Raw genomic sequence first — 13,457 nt, forward strand, 5'->3', positions numbered from 1 at the left:
GGTTCCGGTGAGGCGACGAAGGTCGCGGCGGTGATGGATCACCGAAAATGACGTTCTGTCACACTTTCATTCATCGATTCGCAGGCCTGGGGTCCGACCCGGCCTGCCCACGCCTCCGCGCCCGATCGATCGTCCCGGCGAAGGGCTGAGCGCGGGCATGGCGAAGGCGTGGGGACGCACCCCGCATCCCCACGCCTTCGCCATGCCCCGTGGCTGCGACCCGCCCGGGACCTGTCCCGCTACGCCGCCCGCTCCGCCTCCTCCTCGATGATCCGCCCGTCCCGGACCTCGATCACGCGGTCGGCGAGCTCCATCAGCGTCGGGTCGTGCGTGGCGACCAGCACCGTGACGCCCTCGCTGCGCACCACCGCGCGCAGCAGCTCCATGATCGAGCGGCCGGTCTCCGAATCCAGCTGACCGGTCGGCTCGTCGGCGATGATCAGGCTGGGCTCGTTGGCCAGCGCGCGGGCGATGGCGACGCGCTGCTGCTGTCCGCCGGAGAGCTCGCCGGGGCGCTGGTTGGCGTGGTCGGCCAGGCCGACCAGGGCGAGCAGGGTGTGCGCGCGCTCCTCGCGCTCGGCTGCCGGGGCCTTGCGCAGCCGCATGGGCACGCCGACGTTCTCGGCCGCGGTGAGCATCGGGATCAGCCCGAAGGACTGGAAGACGAAGCCGATCCGCTCCCGCCGCAGGGCGAGCCGGCCGTCCTCGTCCAGCCCGGCGAGGTCGATGCCGTCCAGCGCGATGCTGCCGCCGGTCGGTGTGTCCAGGCCGCCGACCAGGTTGAGCAGGGTGGTCTTGCCGGAGCCGGACCGGCCCTTGAGCGCGGTGAGTTCGCCGCGGCCGACGGTGAACGAGACGCCGCGTAGGGCGTGCACGGCCCGCTCGCCGGTGCCGAAGCTCCGGCGGAGGTCGGTCACGGCCACCATCGGCTGGGTGGTGGTGTCGGCGGCGGTGGAGGCCTGGTGCTGCGTCATGCGACGTCCCCCCTGTGGGCGTGGCAACCCGGTTCCGTCCGGGTCCCGTCGGGTTCTACGGATATGACTGCTCCGGTGGTTCGCGCTCCCGGGCGGGAATCCGAGAAGACGGTGTCCCGGGCCAACTGGACGCGCTGAAGCCGGAGTTGTGAAGTGTGCATGGCATTCAAGTGGGGGCATCCCCGGCCGGGATGCTATCAATGAAAGGAATTTGCTCATTGCTTACTTGATTCGCGCAAGTCCCTTCCGTTCCTCGATCGAATCTGACAGCATCGTCCGCTATCCGGCGACCGATTGCCGGTGATCAATGCGCCGGTGTGCTTGCGATGTGTCCATCTATGGCCGATTTGTACTCGGATCGGACCGATGAGCGGGGCTCGGGGATGCAACCGGGGACATGAATCCGGGGGAGGAACTTGATGCTCGGCTTCGTCGTGCGCCGACTGCGCGCGCGAGTGCCGCTGGCTGCCGCCGTCCTGTTTGCGGTGCTGATCACCACGTCCGTGCTGACCGCCTTGGTGGCCTTCAACAGCAGTGTCGGCGAGGCCGGCCTGCGGCAGGCGCTCCAAGGGCCCGGTCACGCCCGGACCATCGTGGCGGTGACCGGCGAGCACGGGCTCGACCAGCGGACGAAGGACGAGGGGGCAGTCGCCGCGTACCGGCAGAAGCTCTTCGGCGACCTGCCCGTGCACACCGACAGCGTGATGCGCAGCCGCTCCTACGGCCTGCCGGGCTCCGGCGCCGCAGCGAACGGCGACACGGTGGGCGCAAGCGGCTCGGGCGCCCCTGCGAGCAGCGCCCCCGCTCCCGCCGGCCAGGCCCCCGGTGCCCAGCTCGACCTGACGGTCCTCGCCGACCTCGACCGCGGCCGGGTCCAACTGCTGGCCGGCGCCTGGCCGGGGGCCGCCACCGGGCCGGTCCGGTCCGCGGCCCCGGAGGCCGCCGTCCCCCAGAGCCTGCTGCGCCGGCTCGGCCTGACCGAGCAGGCCCTGCCCGCCGAGGTCCGGCTCGTCGACCGGGTCGACAGCACGCCGCTGACCGTCCGGATCACAGGCGTCTACCGGGCCACCGACCCGACCGCCCCGTACTGGCGGATCGACCCGGTCGGCGGCCGCGAGATCGAGGTCGGCGGCTTCACCACCTTCGGCCCGATGATGGTCGACCAGAGCGCCTTCACCGCGGCCGGTCTGGTCCAGGGCGGCCGCGGCTGGTCGCTGGACGCCGACTTCTCCGGTGCCGACCGGGCTGCCGCGCAGGCCGCCGGCGACAGTGCCCAGCGCCTCTCCCGTGAGCTGCAGGCCACCGCCTCGCTCAGCGCGAAGACCGAACTGCCGGACATCATGCGGGAGTTGTCCGACAGCATGGTGGTCGCCCGGTCCACCCTGCTGATCGGCGCCCTCCAGCTGACGGTGCTCGCCGCGGCGGCCCTGCTGCTGGTCGTCCACCTGATCGCCGCGCGGCAGGAGTCCGAGAACGAGATGCTCGCCGCGCGCGGTGCCTCGGCGGTCAGGCTCGGCTCCTTCACCGCCCTGGAGTCGCTGCTGCTGGCCCTGCCCGCCGCGGTGTTCGCCCCGCTGCTGACCCCGTTCCTGGTCCGCGCGCTGGCCGGCCTCGGCAGTTCCCACCAGGTCGACTTGGAGACCGGCATCAGCTGGACGCTCTGGCCGGTGGCCGTGGTCTGCGCGTTCGCCTGCGTCGTGCTGGCCACCGTGCCCAGCGTGCTGCGCGGCGTCGGCGCCGCCCTGCGTCGCCGGGCCGGCCGCCGCCAGGCCGTGGTCTCCGGCATCGCCCGCAACGGCGGCGACCTCGCCGTGCTCGCCCTGGCCGCGCTCGCCTACCAGCAACTCGACCAGTACGGCGGCGGGCTGTCCGCCGACTCCACCGGACGCCTCGACGTGGACCTGCTGCTGGTCGCCACCCCGGCGCTCGCCCTGTGCGCCGGCACCCTGGTGGTGCTGCGGCTGCTCCCGTTCGTCGCCCGGCTCGGCGCCCGTGCGGCGGCCCGGGGCCGCGGCCTCGGCCCCGCCATGGTCGGCTGGCAGCTGGCCCGCCGTCCCGGCCGCGCCACCGGACCCGTGCTGCTGCTCGTCATGGCCGTGGCCACCGGCGTCCTGGCGCTCGGACAGCAGGCCACCTGGACCGCCTCCCAGCGCGACCAGGCCGCCTTCGCCACGGCCGGCGGTCTGCGCATCTCCGGCTCGCACAACGCCCTGATGGGTCAGGGCGGCCGCTACGGCGGTCTGCCCGGCGGCGACCGGCTGGTCCCGGTGGTGCGCGACGAACAGCCGTTGCCGAGCGGCGTCCACGGCCAGCTGCTGGCTGTGGACGCCGCCGCCTTCGCCGACCGCGTCCCGGTCCGCTCCGACCTGCTCGACGGCGGAACCGGCGCGGAGGTCTTCGGCACGCTCGCCGGACCCGCCCCGGCCGGCATCCCGCTGCCCGGCGTCCCGCTGCGGATCGACGCCGACATCGCGGTGCGTCAGCAGGACCAGGAGCTCTGGTGGTCCAGGAGCAGCCAGGTCCACCCCCAAGTCCGGCTGCTGCTGCGCGACCGGTTCGGCCTGGTCCACAAGGTCCCGTTCGGCGACCTCCCGCTGAACGGCCAGGTCCGCTCCTCGATCCCGCTCGGCGCGCTGGTCGACGCCCCGGTGGGCTCGGTCGCCGCTCCGCTGACCGTGGTCGGCGCGACCGTCGACTTCGGCGATCGCAGCGAGGGCGAGGTCACCGTACGGAACCTGGCGGTCTCCGAGACCGCGGGGGGACCGGCCACCACCGTTCCGGTGCCGACCGGTGCCGGCTGGAGCCTCAAGCCCCCGACGGTCCGCGGCAGCACGGACAGCTCGCCGGTGGCCGCGCTCGCCTCCGAAACGGCCGGCGCCGACGCGCTGTTCACGGTCCGCTACCGTTCCGCCGGCGGCATCGGCGACCCGGTGCGCGCCGTGCTGAGCCCGACCGGGACGCCCGTTCCGGCCGGCGTCAACGGCGTCGCCACCCGCGACTACCTGAAGGCCGTCGGAGCCTCGGTCGGGGACACCGTCCGGGTGCCGTTCGGCGGGGTCGTCGTCCCGGTCAAGGTGACCGCCGTGATCGAGGCCGTACCGGTGGTCGGCCGACAGGCCCTGGTGATGGACCTCGGTACCGTCGCCCGGGTGCTGGCGGTCCAGGACCGCAACCTGCCCGCCCGCACCGAGTGGTGGCTGCCCGCCGCCGGGCCGGGCGACCGCGCCCCGGCCGAGGCCGCCGCCGCCCTGCGCGGCGCCCCCGGCAGCCAGGACATCGCGCTCTACGACGAGGTCTCCGAGGGCCTCCTCGGTGACCCGGTCGGCGCCGCCCCGCAGAGCGCGCTGATGGCCATCGCGATCGTCACCGCCGTGCTCGCCGCGATCGGCTTCGGCGCCGCCGTGGCCGGTTCCGCCCGCGAACGCTCCCGGGACTCCGCGCTGCTGCTCGCCCTGGGCGCCCCGCGCAAGCAGGTCGCCCGCACCGCCGCCGCCGAGAACGCGCTGCTGGTCGGCCTCGGCGGGATCGTCGGCCTCGCCCTGGGCGCCCTGCTCGTCCGGCTGATCGTGCCCTTCGTGGTGCTGACCCCGGCCGCCCGCCGCCCGGTGCCGGAGGCGCTGGTCGAGTTGCCGTTCGGTCAGGCGCTGCTGTTCGCGGCCGCGACCGCCGTCGTTCCGCTGCTGTCGGCCTTCCTGATCGGGCGCCGGCGTCGAGACGTGGCCGCCCGGCTGCGCCACGTGGAGGAGATGTGACCACCAAGGCCGGCACCACCGTGCCCACCCCCACGCCCGGCCCCACCCGCGCCCACCGCCCCGCGCCGTGGGTCCGCACCCGGCTGCGCGCGATGCCGCTGGCCGCGCTGCTCACGGCGGCCCTCGCCCTCGTCACCGTCTTCCTGGCGGCGGCCTTCCCACGCATCGAGGACCGGGGCGCGGACACCGCGCTCCAGGAGTTCACGCGCAGCCTGGGCGCCAACGTGACCAATCTGGAGTACACCTCCGAGACGACTCGCGACGACGCCGCGGCAAGCCTGGAGGCCACCCAGCAGAAGCTGAGCGAGCGGATCGGACGGGACCTCCCGCTGACCACGTCGGGTCAGGTCTACGGCACCCGGGTCAGGACCGAGCGCCCCATGTTCAACCCGGGGTACACGAAGCTCTCCGACAAGGCCTACCCGACGATCGGCCTGCTCTACCTGCACGGCCTCGCCGACCGGGTGACGCTGACCGCGGGCACCTGGCCGGGCCCCGCCCCGGCCGACGGCCCGCTGCCGATCGTGCTGAGCCAGAAGGCCGCCGAGGCCGTCAACATCAAGCTCGGCGACGTCATCGAGAGCGGCACCGACGGACCCGACTCGCTGCGCAGCACCGTGGTCGGCCTCTACCGGGTCAACGATCCCCAGGACCCGTTCTGGGAGGGAATCGGCTGTCCGGCCAGGGCCTGCCTGCGTGTCAAGGGCGACCAGGCGTGGTACTCGACGAGCGGCTTCGTCGACGGCGGCAGCCTGACCGCGCTGGCCGTCTGGGGTTCGAGCGGCCAGAACTTCTGGCGGCTGCCCGTCGATGCCGGTTCCCTGCGCGCCGACCGGCTCGACCGGACCCGCGAGCTCCTCGGCTCGTACTCCTCCGGCCCCGGCATGACCGCCCTGGTCGGCTCGACCCACCGGGCCGACCTGCACGTCACCTCGCTGATGCCGGACGTCCTCGCCCGGGCCACGGCCCGCTACCAGGCCGCGGCCCCGCTCGGCGCCATCGGGCCGGCCGGCGTCGCCGGCGTCGCGGTCGTGGTGCTGTGCCTGGCCGCAGCGCTCAGCACGGACCGGCGCACGGCCGAGATCAGGCTGCTCCAGGCCCGGGGCGGCTCGCGCAGCGGAGTGCTGTTGCGGCTGCTCGGTGAGGGCGCGGTGACCGTGCTGCCCGCCGCCGTGCTCGGGACGGCCCTCGCGCTGGTGTTGCTGCCCACCCCCCGGTGGGGCAACCCGGTGCTGCTGGCGCTCGCCGTGACCCTGTTCGCGATCCTGGCCTTCCCGGCCCGGGCCGCCCTGCTCTGGGCGCGCCCGCGGACCGCCGGCGGCTGGCGCCGGGTGATCGGCGAGCTCGCCGTGCTGGCTGTCACGGCCGCGGCGGTGGCCGAGGTCCGCCGTCGCGGCGTCGGCCATCCGGGCGGTGGAGTGGACCCGCTGCTGGTGGCCGCCCCGCTGCTGCTCGCCGTCTCCGGCGGCCTGCTGCTGGCCCGGATCGAGCCGGTCGTGGTCGGCTGGCTGGCCGCACTCGCCGGGCGCGGCCGCGGACTGGTCGGCTTCCTCGGCCTGGTCCGGGCCGCCCGCGACAACTCGGGCCGCCGCAGGCCCTCCGCACTGCCGTTGCTCGCCCTGCTGATCGCCGTCACGGCCACCGGCTTCGGCGCCACCGTGCTCGACACGGTGGACCACTCCCGGACGCGTGCCGCGCGCATCGCCACCGGCGGCGACGTGTCCATCACGGTCCCGGTCTACGCCACCCTGCCGGACGACTTCACCAAGGCAGCCGGCGAACTGCCCGGCGTCCGGGCGGCGACCGGGGCCTGGATCGAGGACCGGGCCGTCTTCACCGGTGCCGACCGGGACTCCACCGGCGCCATCCTGGTGGTGGTGGAGCCCGGCGCCTACGCGGAGATCTCCCGCACTGCCGGCGTCGGCGGGTTCGACCCGGCCAAGCTGGCCGCCCCGAGTGGCAAGGACAGCCCGGTGCCCGCGCTGTTCAGCCGGAGCCTGGCCCAGCGCCTGACCGCAGGCGCGCCGCAGGTGAGCACGCCCAGTGGCAGCCAGATGTCCACCGTGGTGGCCGGGATCGTCGACGCCACGCCCGCCCTGCCGGACTCGGGCAGGCCCTTCATCGTGGTGCCGGCCGGTGCCGCGGCGGAGCACCTGCCGGAGCTCAAGCGGGAGACCAGGGTGAACAAGTGGTTCGCGGTCGGCGACGTCGACCCGGGCCGGGTCCGGGCCCTGCTGATGGAACGCGGCATCGGCAGCGGCAAGCAGGCGACGGGCCTGGCCAAGCTGATCAGCAAGGACGCCGAGGAGGCGGGGAAGACCACCGACGGCCTGCCCCCCGGCTACGTGGTGCACAGCAGCCGCGAGATGATCGCCGAGCTGGCCGGCGATCCGGTGCAGCACGCCGCCGGACGTTTGTTCCGGTACGCGGGCTTCGCCGCCGCCGGGTTCGCCCTGCTGGCCGTGCTGCTGACGCTGCTGCGGGCTGCGCCGGACCGTACGGCGGTGCTCGCCCGGCTGCGCACCATGGGCCTGCGGCCCCGGCAGGGCCTGGCACTGATCGTCGCCGAGTCGCTGCCGCAGACCGTGGCTGCGGCCGTCGGCGGCGGTCTGGTCGCCGTGGCCGCAGTCGCCCTGCTCGGGGGAGCCTTCGACCTCTCGGCGCTGGTCGGCGCCCCGGTCCGCGACACCCTGGCCCCCGCGGTGATGCCGGTGCTGCTGCCCACCGCCGGTCTGACCCTGGTGGTCTGCCTCGGTGTGGTGGTGGAGACGCTGGTCGCCGGCCGGCGCCAGATCGCCACCGAACTGCGCGCGGGGGAGCGGCAATGAGGCAGGGAACGACAGCGGCGGACACGCCGGGAGCGGCGGCCGGGTCGTGACGGCAGACCGGTCCGCCAGGACAGTGGAGAGCGGTGCGATGAAGCAGACAGTCGAGACAGGAGACGAGCGGTGATGAGCACTCCCCAGGAGCGGACGGTCGCCGAGGCCCCCAGCCTCCAGGAGCTCCAGCAGCGGGCCCTCGCCGCCGCCTCGCCCAAGGCGCACGATGCGGGGGCGGCCATCGTCTGCGACCGGCTGGTCCGGATCTTCAGCGCGGAGGGGGTCGAGGTCCAGGCCCTCCAAGGCCTGGAACTGACCATCCGACAGGGCGACCTGGTCGCCCTGGTCGGGGCCTCCGGCAGCGGAAAGTCCACCCTGCTCACCATCCTCGCGGGGCTGGACGTGCCGACCGCCGGCACCGCCACCGTGGCCGGCTGCGACCTGCTGGAGATGTCCGTCAAGGAGCGGCTGCGCTACCGGCGCGAGGTGGTCGGTTTCATCTGGCAGCAGACCGCCCGCAACCTGCTGCCCTTCCTCACCGCCGCCGAGAACATCGCCCTGCCGATGCAGCTGCGCGGTCGTCGTTTGGGTGCGGGCGGGGCCAAGCAGCAGACGGCCCGGGTGGCAGAGCTGATGGAGGCGCTGGAGATCGGTGGGCTCGCCCACCGCAAGCCCAACGAGCTCTCCGGCGGCCAGCAGCAGCGTGTGGCGATCGCGGTGGCGATGGCCAACAACCCGCCGGTGCTGCTCGCCGACGAGCCCACCGGGGAGCTGGACTCGGAGACCGCCGGGATCATCTTCGAGTCCTTCCGCACCGTCAACCGCGAACTGGGTGCCACCGTCGTGATCGTCACCCACGACCCGATGGTCGCGGGCGAGGTCCGCCGTACGGTCGCGATCCGGGACGGGCGGACCGCCAGCGAGGTGCTGCGCCGCACCGTGACGGACGAGCACGGCGAGGAGTCGGTGAACGAGCGCGAGTACGTGATGCTGGACCGCAGCGGCCGGGTGCAGCTGCCGGTCAAGTTCCTGGAGTCGCTCGGCATGGAGCACCGGGTGGCGGTCGACCTCGCGGCCGATCACATCGAGGTCCGCCCGGACGACCTCGCCGGGCACTGACCCGGAGCGCGTCCGGACGGGCGGCGGCCGTCGCCTCCCGGGACGGTCAGCCGTCGCCGCCCGTCCGCTGGAAGAGGCCGCTGCCCTCGGCGTCCGCACGGAGGTCGGGCGGCGCCTCCTGCGCGGCGCGCTCGCCGCGGGAGGTGGCGGTGCAGAGGGCGAAGACGATCAGGGCACTGGCCGCCACGGCGAGGATGCCCAGTGCGGTCAGGACGCGTAGCCAGGTCAAGGAGTGCCTCCTGGGGGACGGTGCGGCCCACACCGGGATGTACGACGCTGCCGGGGATGTATCGGCAGGTCGGGCCGCACGGTCGAGTGCCCACGGACGGTTCTTCCCGCCGGGTGGCGCACGAGAGGTCGCCCGCGTGGGCGCTCGAAGCACTCGTGGGGCGCGTCACGCTCTGTCGCGCGCCCCCGCGGTGGCGGCCGGCCGTCCGGCCCCGCCGGCCACCTGGGCCCGCAGGGCGGTGAGGTCCGGCTTCCCGAGGCCGTTCAGCGGGATCGCGGGGAGCAGCAGGAGTGCGTCCGGGGCACACCGGCCGAGGCCGTGCGCCCGGCCCCAGCGGTGCAGTTGTTCGGCCGTCAGCCGCGAGCCGGGGGTGAGGGCGACGGCGGCGTGCACCCGCTCCAGGCGGTCCGGGTCGGTGGTCGTGAACATCACCGCTTCGCGCACCTCGGGGTGGGTGCGCAGCGGCTCCTCGATCTCGCGAGGGAACACGTTGTGCCCCTCGACGATCGCCATCGGGTCCCGCCGCCCGGCCACCGTCAGATAGCCGGCCGCGTCCAGGCTGCCCAGGTCGCCGGTGTGCAGCCAGCCGTCCCGGAGCACCCGCTCGGTCAGTTCCGGGTCGCGCCAGTAGCCGGCCATCGCGGTCGGCGTGCGGACGCAGATCTCCCCGGTCCGGTCCGGCGGCAGCTCGGCGCCGCCCTCGTCCAGGATGCGCAGCTCGGTGTCCGGGTACGGGCGGCCGGCGGTGCTCAGCAGCCGCGGTGCCAGGTGCTCGTCCGGGCTCAGCCGGGCGACCGGACCGCACTCCGTCAGGCTGTAGGTCTGGTGCAGCACCCGGCCCAGCCGCCGGGTCGCCTCGGCGAGGCGCCGCGGCGAGGGCGCGCAGCCGGTGTAGCCGACCCGGCGCAGGCTGCCGGTGTCGGTCGTGGGCAGCAGCGGGTGGTCCAGCAGCCGGTACAGCAGGTGCGGCGGCAGGTACGTCCGGGACACCCGGTGCCGCTCGACCGCCGCCAGTACGGCCCCGGCGTCGAACCCGTCCTGCATCACCACCGTGCCGCCCGAGGCCAGCGCCAGGTCCGCCGAGGTGCCCCCGCCGTGGCAGAGCGGAGTGCACAGGAGGAAGACCGAGCCGGACAGCAGCGGTGGGCGCGGCGGCCGGGCGAAGCGGCGCAGCACCCCCTTCGGGCGTCCGGTGGTGCCGCCGGTGAACCGCACCGCCATCACGTCCTCGGGCCGGTAGCGGGGTTCGAGCGGGGCGGGCGAGCAGGCCGCGGCGAGGTCCAGCAGGTCCGTGCCGAACCCGAGCGGCGACGGGCCCAGGGAGAGGAGGGCGGCCGAGGGCACGGCCCGCCCGAACCCCTCGGCCGCCGCCGCGCACCGGGCCGGGTCGAAGACCAGCGCGGAGGTCCCGGCGAACTCCGCCAGCGCCACCTGTTCCGCGACCGGCCCGTCCGGGAACGGCATCGCCACCCGGCAGCCCAGCAGGTTCGCGGCCAGGCGCACCAGCAGCGCCTCCGGCCGGTTCCCGGCCAGCACCGTCACCCCGTCCCCGCGCCCGAGCCCGGCCCGCTCCAGCGCACGGGCGGTGCGGTGCACCAGGTCCAGGCACTGCTGCCCGCTCCACGCCTCGTCCCCGTACCGGATCGCCACCCGAGCGGGATCGCGCGCCAGCCCGTCCAGCACCGACCCGGTGTACATCGGAGTCGCCTCAGTCATGCCAGCCCTCCTGTCTGACGGCGCGTCAGCCTAGTGGACGGCCGGTCCCACGGATGCGCTGCGGTCGACCGGGGCCCCACCGGCACCGGCGGGCGCGGGGGGCGGACCCGGCCGGGGCGCGCAGCCGTCCGACGTTGTTGTTAGGGTTCCCGGTCGGACGTGAACGGGGGCTCGGGCTGGTGGGCAGCTGGGTGGACGCGGTCGTGGCGCCGTGCGGCGTGGTCGATCTGCGGGGCGAGGCCGGGGCGGGGTTCGTCACCGCCTACCCGGCCGACGCCGTCGTGGTGGTGTCCGGGCTTCCGGGGGCGGGGAAGAGCACGCTGCTGCGGCGCTGGTCCGAGGCCGCGGTCCGGTCCGTGGACCCGCGGACGGTGCACGAGGCCTGCGAGGCGGTGATGCCCGCCGCCCTGCCGTACGCGGTGTACCGGCCCTGGGCCCGGCTGGAGCACTTCCGGCTGCTGCGCTCCTCGGTGCGCGCGGGCGGTCCGCTGCTGGTGCACGACTGCGGCAGCCGCGCCTGGATGCGGCGCTGGCTCGCCCGGGAGGCGGTCCGCCAGGGCCGCGAACTGCACCTGGTGCTGCTCGACGTCGGCGCCGTCACCGCGCTGGACGGTCAGCGGGCCCGCGGCCGGCACGCCTCCACCCGGGCCTTCGTCCGCCACCGCCGAGGCCTGGAGCGGCTGCTGGGCGCCTTCACCCGGCACGTGCGCTCCGGCGGGCCGATGCCGACGCCGGAGGCCTCGTCCGTGCTGCTGCTGGACTCCGTCTCCCGCTCCCGCGCCCGGACGGTGCGCTTCGGGCCCGTGGGCTGAACCTCGGTCGCAGGCTCGGTACTCGGCCGCCGCATGTCACCAGCCGGGCGGCGAGGCGCCGGTGACGGTCGCGGACGGCTGCTCGGGATGCAGCCCGAGCGGCCGCAGGGCATCGGCGCGGACCCGGACGCCGAACCGGCCGTGCCGACGGCCGTCCGGGCCGATCCCGCGGAGCAGGTCCCGGCGCACGGCGCCGGCGGCGAATGGCATCCGGTCGATGCCCCGGTCACGCAGTCAAGCGCGGACGGTGGCTCGGGGAGTGGGGCGGCCGGGCAGCTTCTCGTATGCAGCGATGGTGATCCACTCGGCGGGCTCGCCCATGGGGTCATACTGGCACGGACCGGACCGGGCGTGGAGGGGGAGACAGGATGGCGGAACGCGCCGTTCCCGGGCAGGTGTCGGCGGCCGAACGGGCGGCCGACGCCTTGGGGTTCACCCGCAGTTGCCTCCGCGAGACGGGGCGGCTGCTGGCGCTCGCCGCGGCGGCCAAGCCGGGTGGGACGATCGCCGAGAGCGGAACCGGCGCCGGGGTCGGGACGGCCTGGTTGCAGAGCGGCCTCGGGCCGGGCGCCCGCCTCGTCACGGTCGAACGGGACGAACGGCTCGCGTGTGCGGCAACGGAGTTCTTCGCCGCGGACGACCGGGTCCGGGTCCTGCACGGCGACTGGCGGCTGCTGGAGGAGCACGCACCGTTCGACGTGTTCTTCTGCGACGGCGGCGGCAAGCGCGACGACCCCGAGAAGGTGGTCGACCTGCTCGCCCCCGGCGGCATGCTGGTGCTGGACGACTTCACTCCCTCGGAGCACTGGCCGCCGCGCTTCCAGGGCGAGGTGGACGAGCTGCGCCTGCGCTATCTGACCCACCCCGTCCTGGACGCCACCGAGGTGCTGACCACGCCGACCAGCGCCGCCGTCCTGGCCGTACGGCGGGCCTGACCGGTCCGCAAGGCCGCCGGGCCGCGGTCCGGGCCCGGCAGCAGCCGGCCCCGGGCGGTGAGCGGGCACCGGCCGGGGAGCACGGGCGAGAACCGGCCCACAGGGGGCCATGATCGTCAGAATGCTCCCGCGGCCGCTCCCGGCACTGCCAGACTGTGGGCAGAGTCCGTCACGGAGAGAGGTCACACCCCGCATGCCCAGCAGCGCCGTCGTCGAGAATCCGTGGTTCCGCAGGTTCAACCCGTCCGACTCCGCGCCCGCCCGGATCGTGATCTTCCCGCACGCCGGCGGTTCGGCCAGCTACTACCTGGAGTACGCCAACGCGCTGGCGCCGCACGCCGACGTGCTCGCCGTCCAGTACCCGGGCCGGCAGAACCGCATCGGTGAGCCGACGATCGACTCGGTGACCGGGCTCGCCGAGCAGCTCGCCCGGGAGCTGCGGGAGTGGGCGGACCGGCCGCTCACCTTCTTCGGGCACAGCATGGGCGCGGCCGTCGCCTTCGAAACCGCCCGGCGCTTCGAGCGCGACGGCGTGAAGGGGCCCGAGCGGCTGTTCGTCTCGGCCGGCCGCGCGCCCTCGCTGCCCCGGACGACCACGGTCCACCGGCTGCCGGACGACGAACTGCTCGCCGAGATCTCCGTGCTCGGCGGCACGGACGACCGGATCCTCGCCATGTCCGGCATGCGCGAGCTGATCCTGCCGAGTCTGCGGGCCGACTACACGGCCGTCGAGACCTACTGCAGCGCCCCGGACGCGACCGTGTCGCTGCCGATCACCGCCATGGCGGGGGAGTCCGACGCGCACGCCACCGTCGACGAGGTCGTCCAGTGGGAGCGGCACACCACCGGCGGCTTCGACCTGCGGGTCTTCCCGGGCGGCCACTTCTACCTGGCCGACCGGACCGAGGCCGTGGTGGAGCTGCTCACCGCGCACCTGCGCGGCTGAGCCGGTCGGGGCGGGCGCCAGGGGCGGCAGCCCACCGGGAACGCGAACCGGACACCGCGCCGGCCGTCGAACCGATGTGCCCGCATCGGTGACCGGAGCGCTCCCGCTCGACTACTGTGCCTGTTTGACGGATCATCAGCAGATCATCGGGAGGA

At 74.7% G+C, this 13,457-nt stretch carries 10 protein-coding genes; 6 read left to right on the forward strand and 4 right to left on the reverse strand.

The window, feature by feature from the left end; translation table 11 throughout:
* Window positions 1–239: 239 nt before the first annotated feature.
* On the reverse strand, window positions 240–974 hold the full coding sequence (locus ACFU7Y_RS07440; RefSeq protein WP_224283545.1) for an ABC transporter ATP-binding protein: 735 nt from the start codon (window positions 972–974) through the stop codon (window positions 240–242).
* Between the two features lie 419 nt (window positions 975–1,393).
* On the opposite strand from ACFU7Y_RS07440, the gene ACFU7Y_RS07445 reads away from it, so the two are divergent.
* The 3 genes from ACFU7Y_RS07445 to ACFU7Y_RS07455 all read left to right on the forward strand — a co-directional run bounded on the left by ACFU7Y_RS07445 (window position 1,394) and on the right by ACFU7Y_RS07455 (window position 8,664).
* On the forward strand, window positions 1,394–4,726 hold the full coding sequence (locus ACFU7Y_RS07445; protein ID WP_380766753.1) for an FtsX-like permease family protein: 3,333 nt from the start codon (window positions 1,394–1,396) through the stop codon (window positions 4,724–4,726).
* Window positions 4,723–7,554, forward strand: a complete 2,832-nt coding sequence (locus tag ACFU7Y_RS07450) for a hypothetical protein (RefSeq protein ID WP_380766754.1) — start codon at window positions 4,723–4,725, stop codon at window positions 7,552–7,554. Before ACFU7Y_RS07445 ends, ACFU7Y_RS07450 begins: the two co-directional genes overlap by 4 nt.
* A 123-nt stretch (window positions 7,555–7,677) precedes the next feature.
* On the forward strand, window positions 7,678–8,664 hold the full coding sequence (locus ACFU7Y_RS07455; RefSeq protein WP_380766755.1) for an ABC transporter ATP-binding protein: 987 nt from the start codon (window positions 7,678–7,680) through the stop codon (window positions 8,662–8,664).
* Between the two features lie 46 nt (window positions 8,665–8,710).
* Here the strand turns inward: ACFU7Y_RS07455 and ACFU7Y_RS07460 are convergent, their stop codons facing one another.
* Together ACFU7Y_RS07460 and ACFU7Y_RS07465 are read right to left on the reverse strand one after the other, a co-directional pair.
* Entirely contained in the window at window positions 8,711–8,893 is a 183-nt protein-coding gene (locus ACFU7Y_RS07460; protein ID WP_224281393.1) for a hypothetical protein, read from the reverse strand.
* A gap of 165 nt (window positions 8,894–9,058) precedes the next feature.
* Window positions 9,059–10,609, reverse strand: a complete 1,551-nt coding sequence (locus tag ACFU7Y_RS07465; RefSeq protein WP_380766756.1) for an AMP-binding protein — start codon at window positions 10,607–10,609, stop codon at window positions 9,059–9,061.
* Between the two features lie 179 nt (window positions 10,610–10,788).
* Between ACFU7Y_RS07465 and ACFU7Y_RS07470 the strand changes: the two genes are divergently transcribed.
* Window positions 10,789–11,421, forward strand: coding sequence for an AAA family ATPase (locus ACFU7Y_RS07470; RefSeq protein ID WP_380766757.1), 633 nt, complete (start codon window positions 10,789–10,791; stop codon window positions 11,419–11,421).
* 36 nt (window positions 11,422–11,457) lie between these two features.
* Here ACFU7Y_RS07470 and ACFU7Y_RS07475 read toward each other — a convergent pair whose 3' ends face one another.
* Window positions 11,458–11,631, reverse strand: a complete 174-nt coding sequence (locus ACFU7Y_RS07475; RefSeq protein WP_380766758.1) for a hypothetical protein — start codon at window positions 11,629–11,631, stop codon at window positions 11,458–11,460.
* A 158-nt stretch (window positions 11,632–11,789) separates the two neighbouring features.
* Between ACFU7Y_RS07475 and ACFU7Y_RS07480 the strand changes: the two genes are divergently transcribed.
* Window positions 11,790–12,356 carry an O-methyltransferase gene (locus ACFU7Y_RS07480; protein ID WP_224281386.1) on the forward strand — a complete coding sequence of 189 codons (567 nt, stop codon included), beginning with the start codon at window positions 11,790–11,792 and terminating at the stop codon, window positions 12,354–12,356.
* A 193-nt stretch (window positions 12,357–12,549) separates the two neighbouring features.
* Window positions 12,550–13,302, forward strand: coding sequence for a thioesterase II family protein (locus ACFU7Y_RS07485; protein WP_224281385.1), 753 nt, complete (start codon window positions 12,550–12,552; stop codon window positions 13,300–13,302).
* Window positions 13,303–13,457: the final 155 nt, after the last annotated feature.

The sequence above is a fragment of the Kitasatospora sp. NPDC057542 genome (genome assembly GCF_042801945.1).
Lineage (GTDB): Bacteria > Actinomycetota > Actinomycetes > Streptomycetales > Streptomycetaceae > Kitasatospora.

Bases quoted from the DNA above. Each gene is read 5' to 3' on its own strand.
- ACFU7Y_RS07440 (WP_224283545.1), bottom strand. From the start codon at position 974: ATGACGCAGCACCAGGCCTCCACCGCCGCCGACACCACCACCCAGCCG.
- ACFU7Y_RS07445 (WP_380766753.1), top strand. From the start codon at position 1,394: ATGCTCGGCTTCGTCGTGCGCCGACTGCGCGCGCGAGTGCCGCTGGCT.
- ACFU7Y_RS07455 (WP_380766755.1), top strand. From the start codon at position 7,678: ATGAGCACTCCCCAGGAGCGGACGGTCGCCGAGGCCCCCAGCCTCCAG.
- ACFU7Y_RS07465 (WP_380766756.1), bottom strand. From the start codon at position 10,609: ATGACTGAGGCGACTCCGATGTACACCGGGTCGGTGCTGGACGGGCTG.
- ACFU7Y_RS07475 (WP_380766758.1), bottom strand. From the start codon at position 11,631: ATGCCATTCGCCGCCGGCGCCGTGCGCCGGGACCTGCTCCGCGGGATC.
- ACFU7Y_RS07480 (WP_224281386.1), top strand. From the start codon at position 11,790: ATGGCGGAACGCGCCGTTCCCGGGCAGGTGTCGGCGGCCGAACGGGCG.
- ACFU7Y_RS07485 (WP_224281385.1), top strand. From the start codon at position 12,550: ATGCCCAGCAGCGCCGTCGTCGAGAATCCGTGGTTCCGCAGGTTCAAC.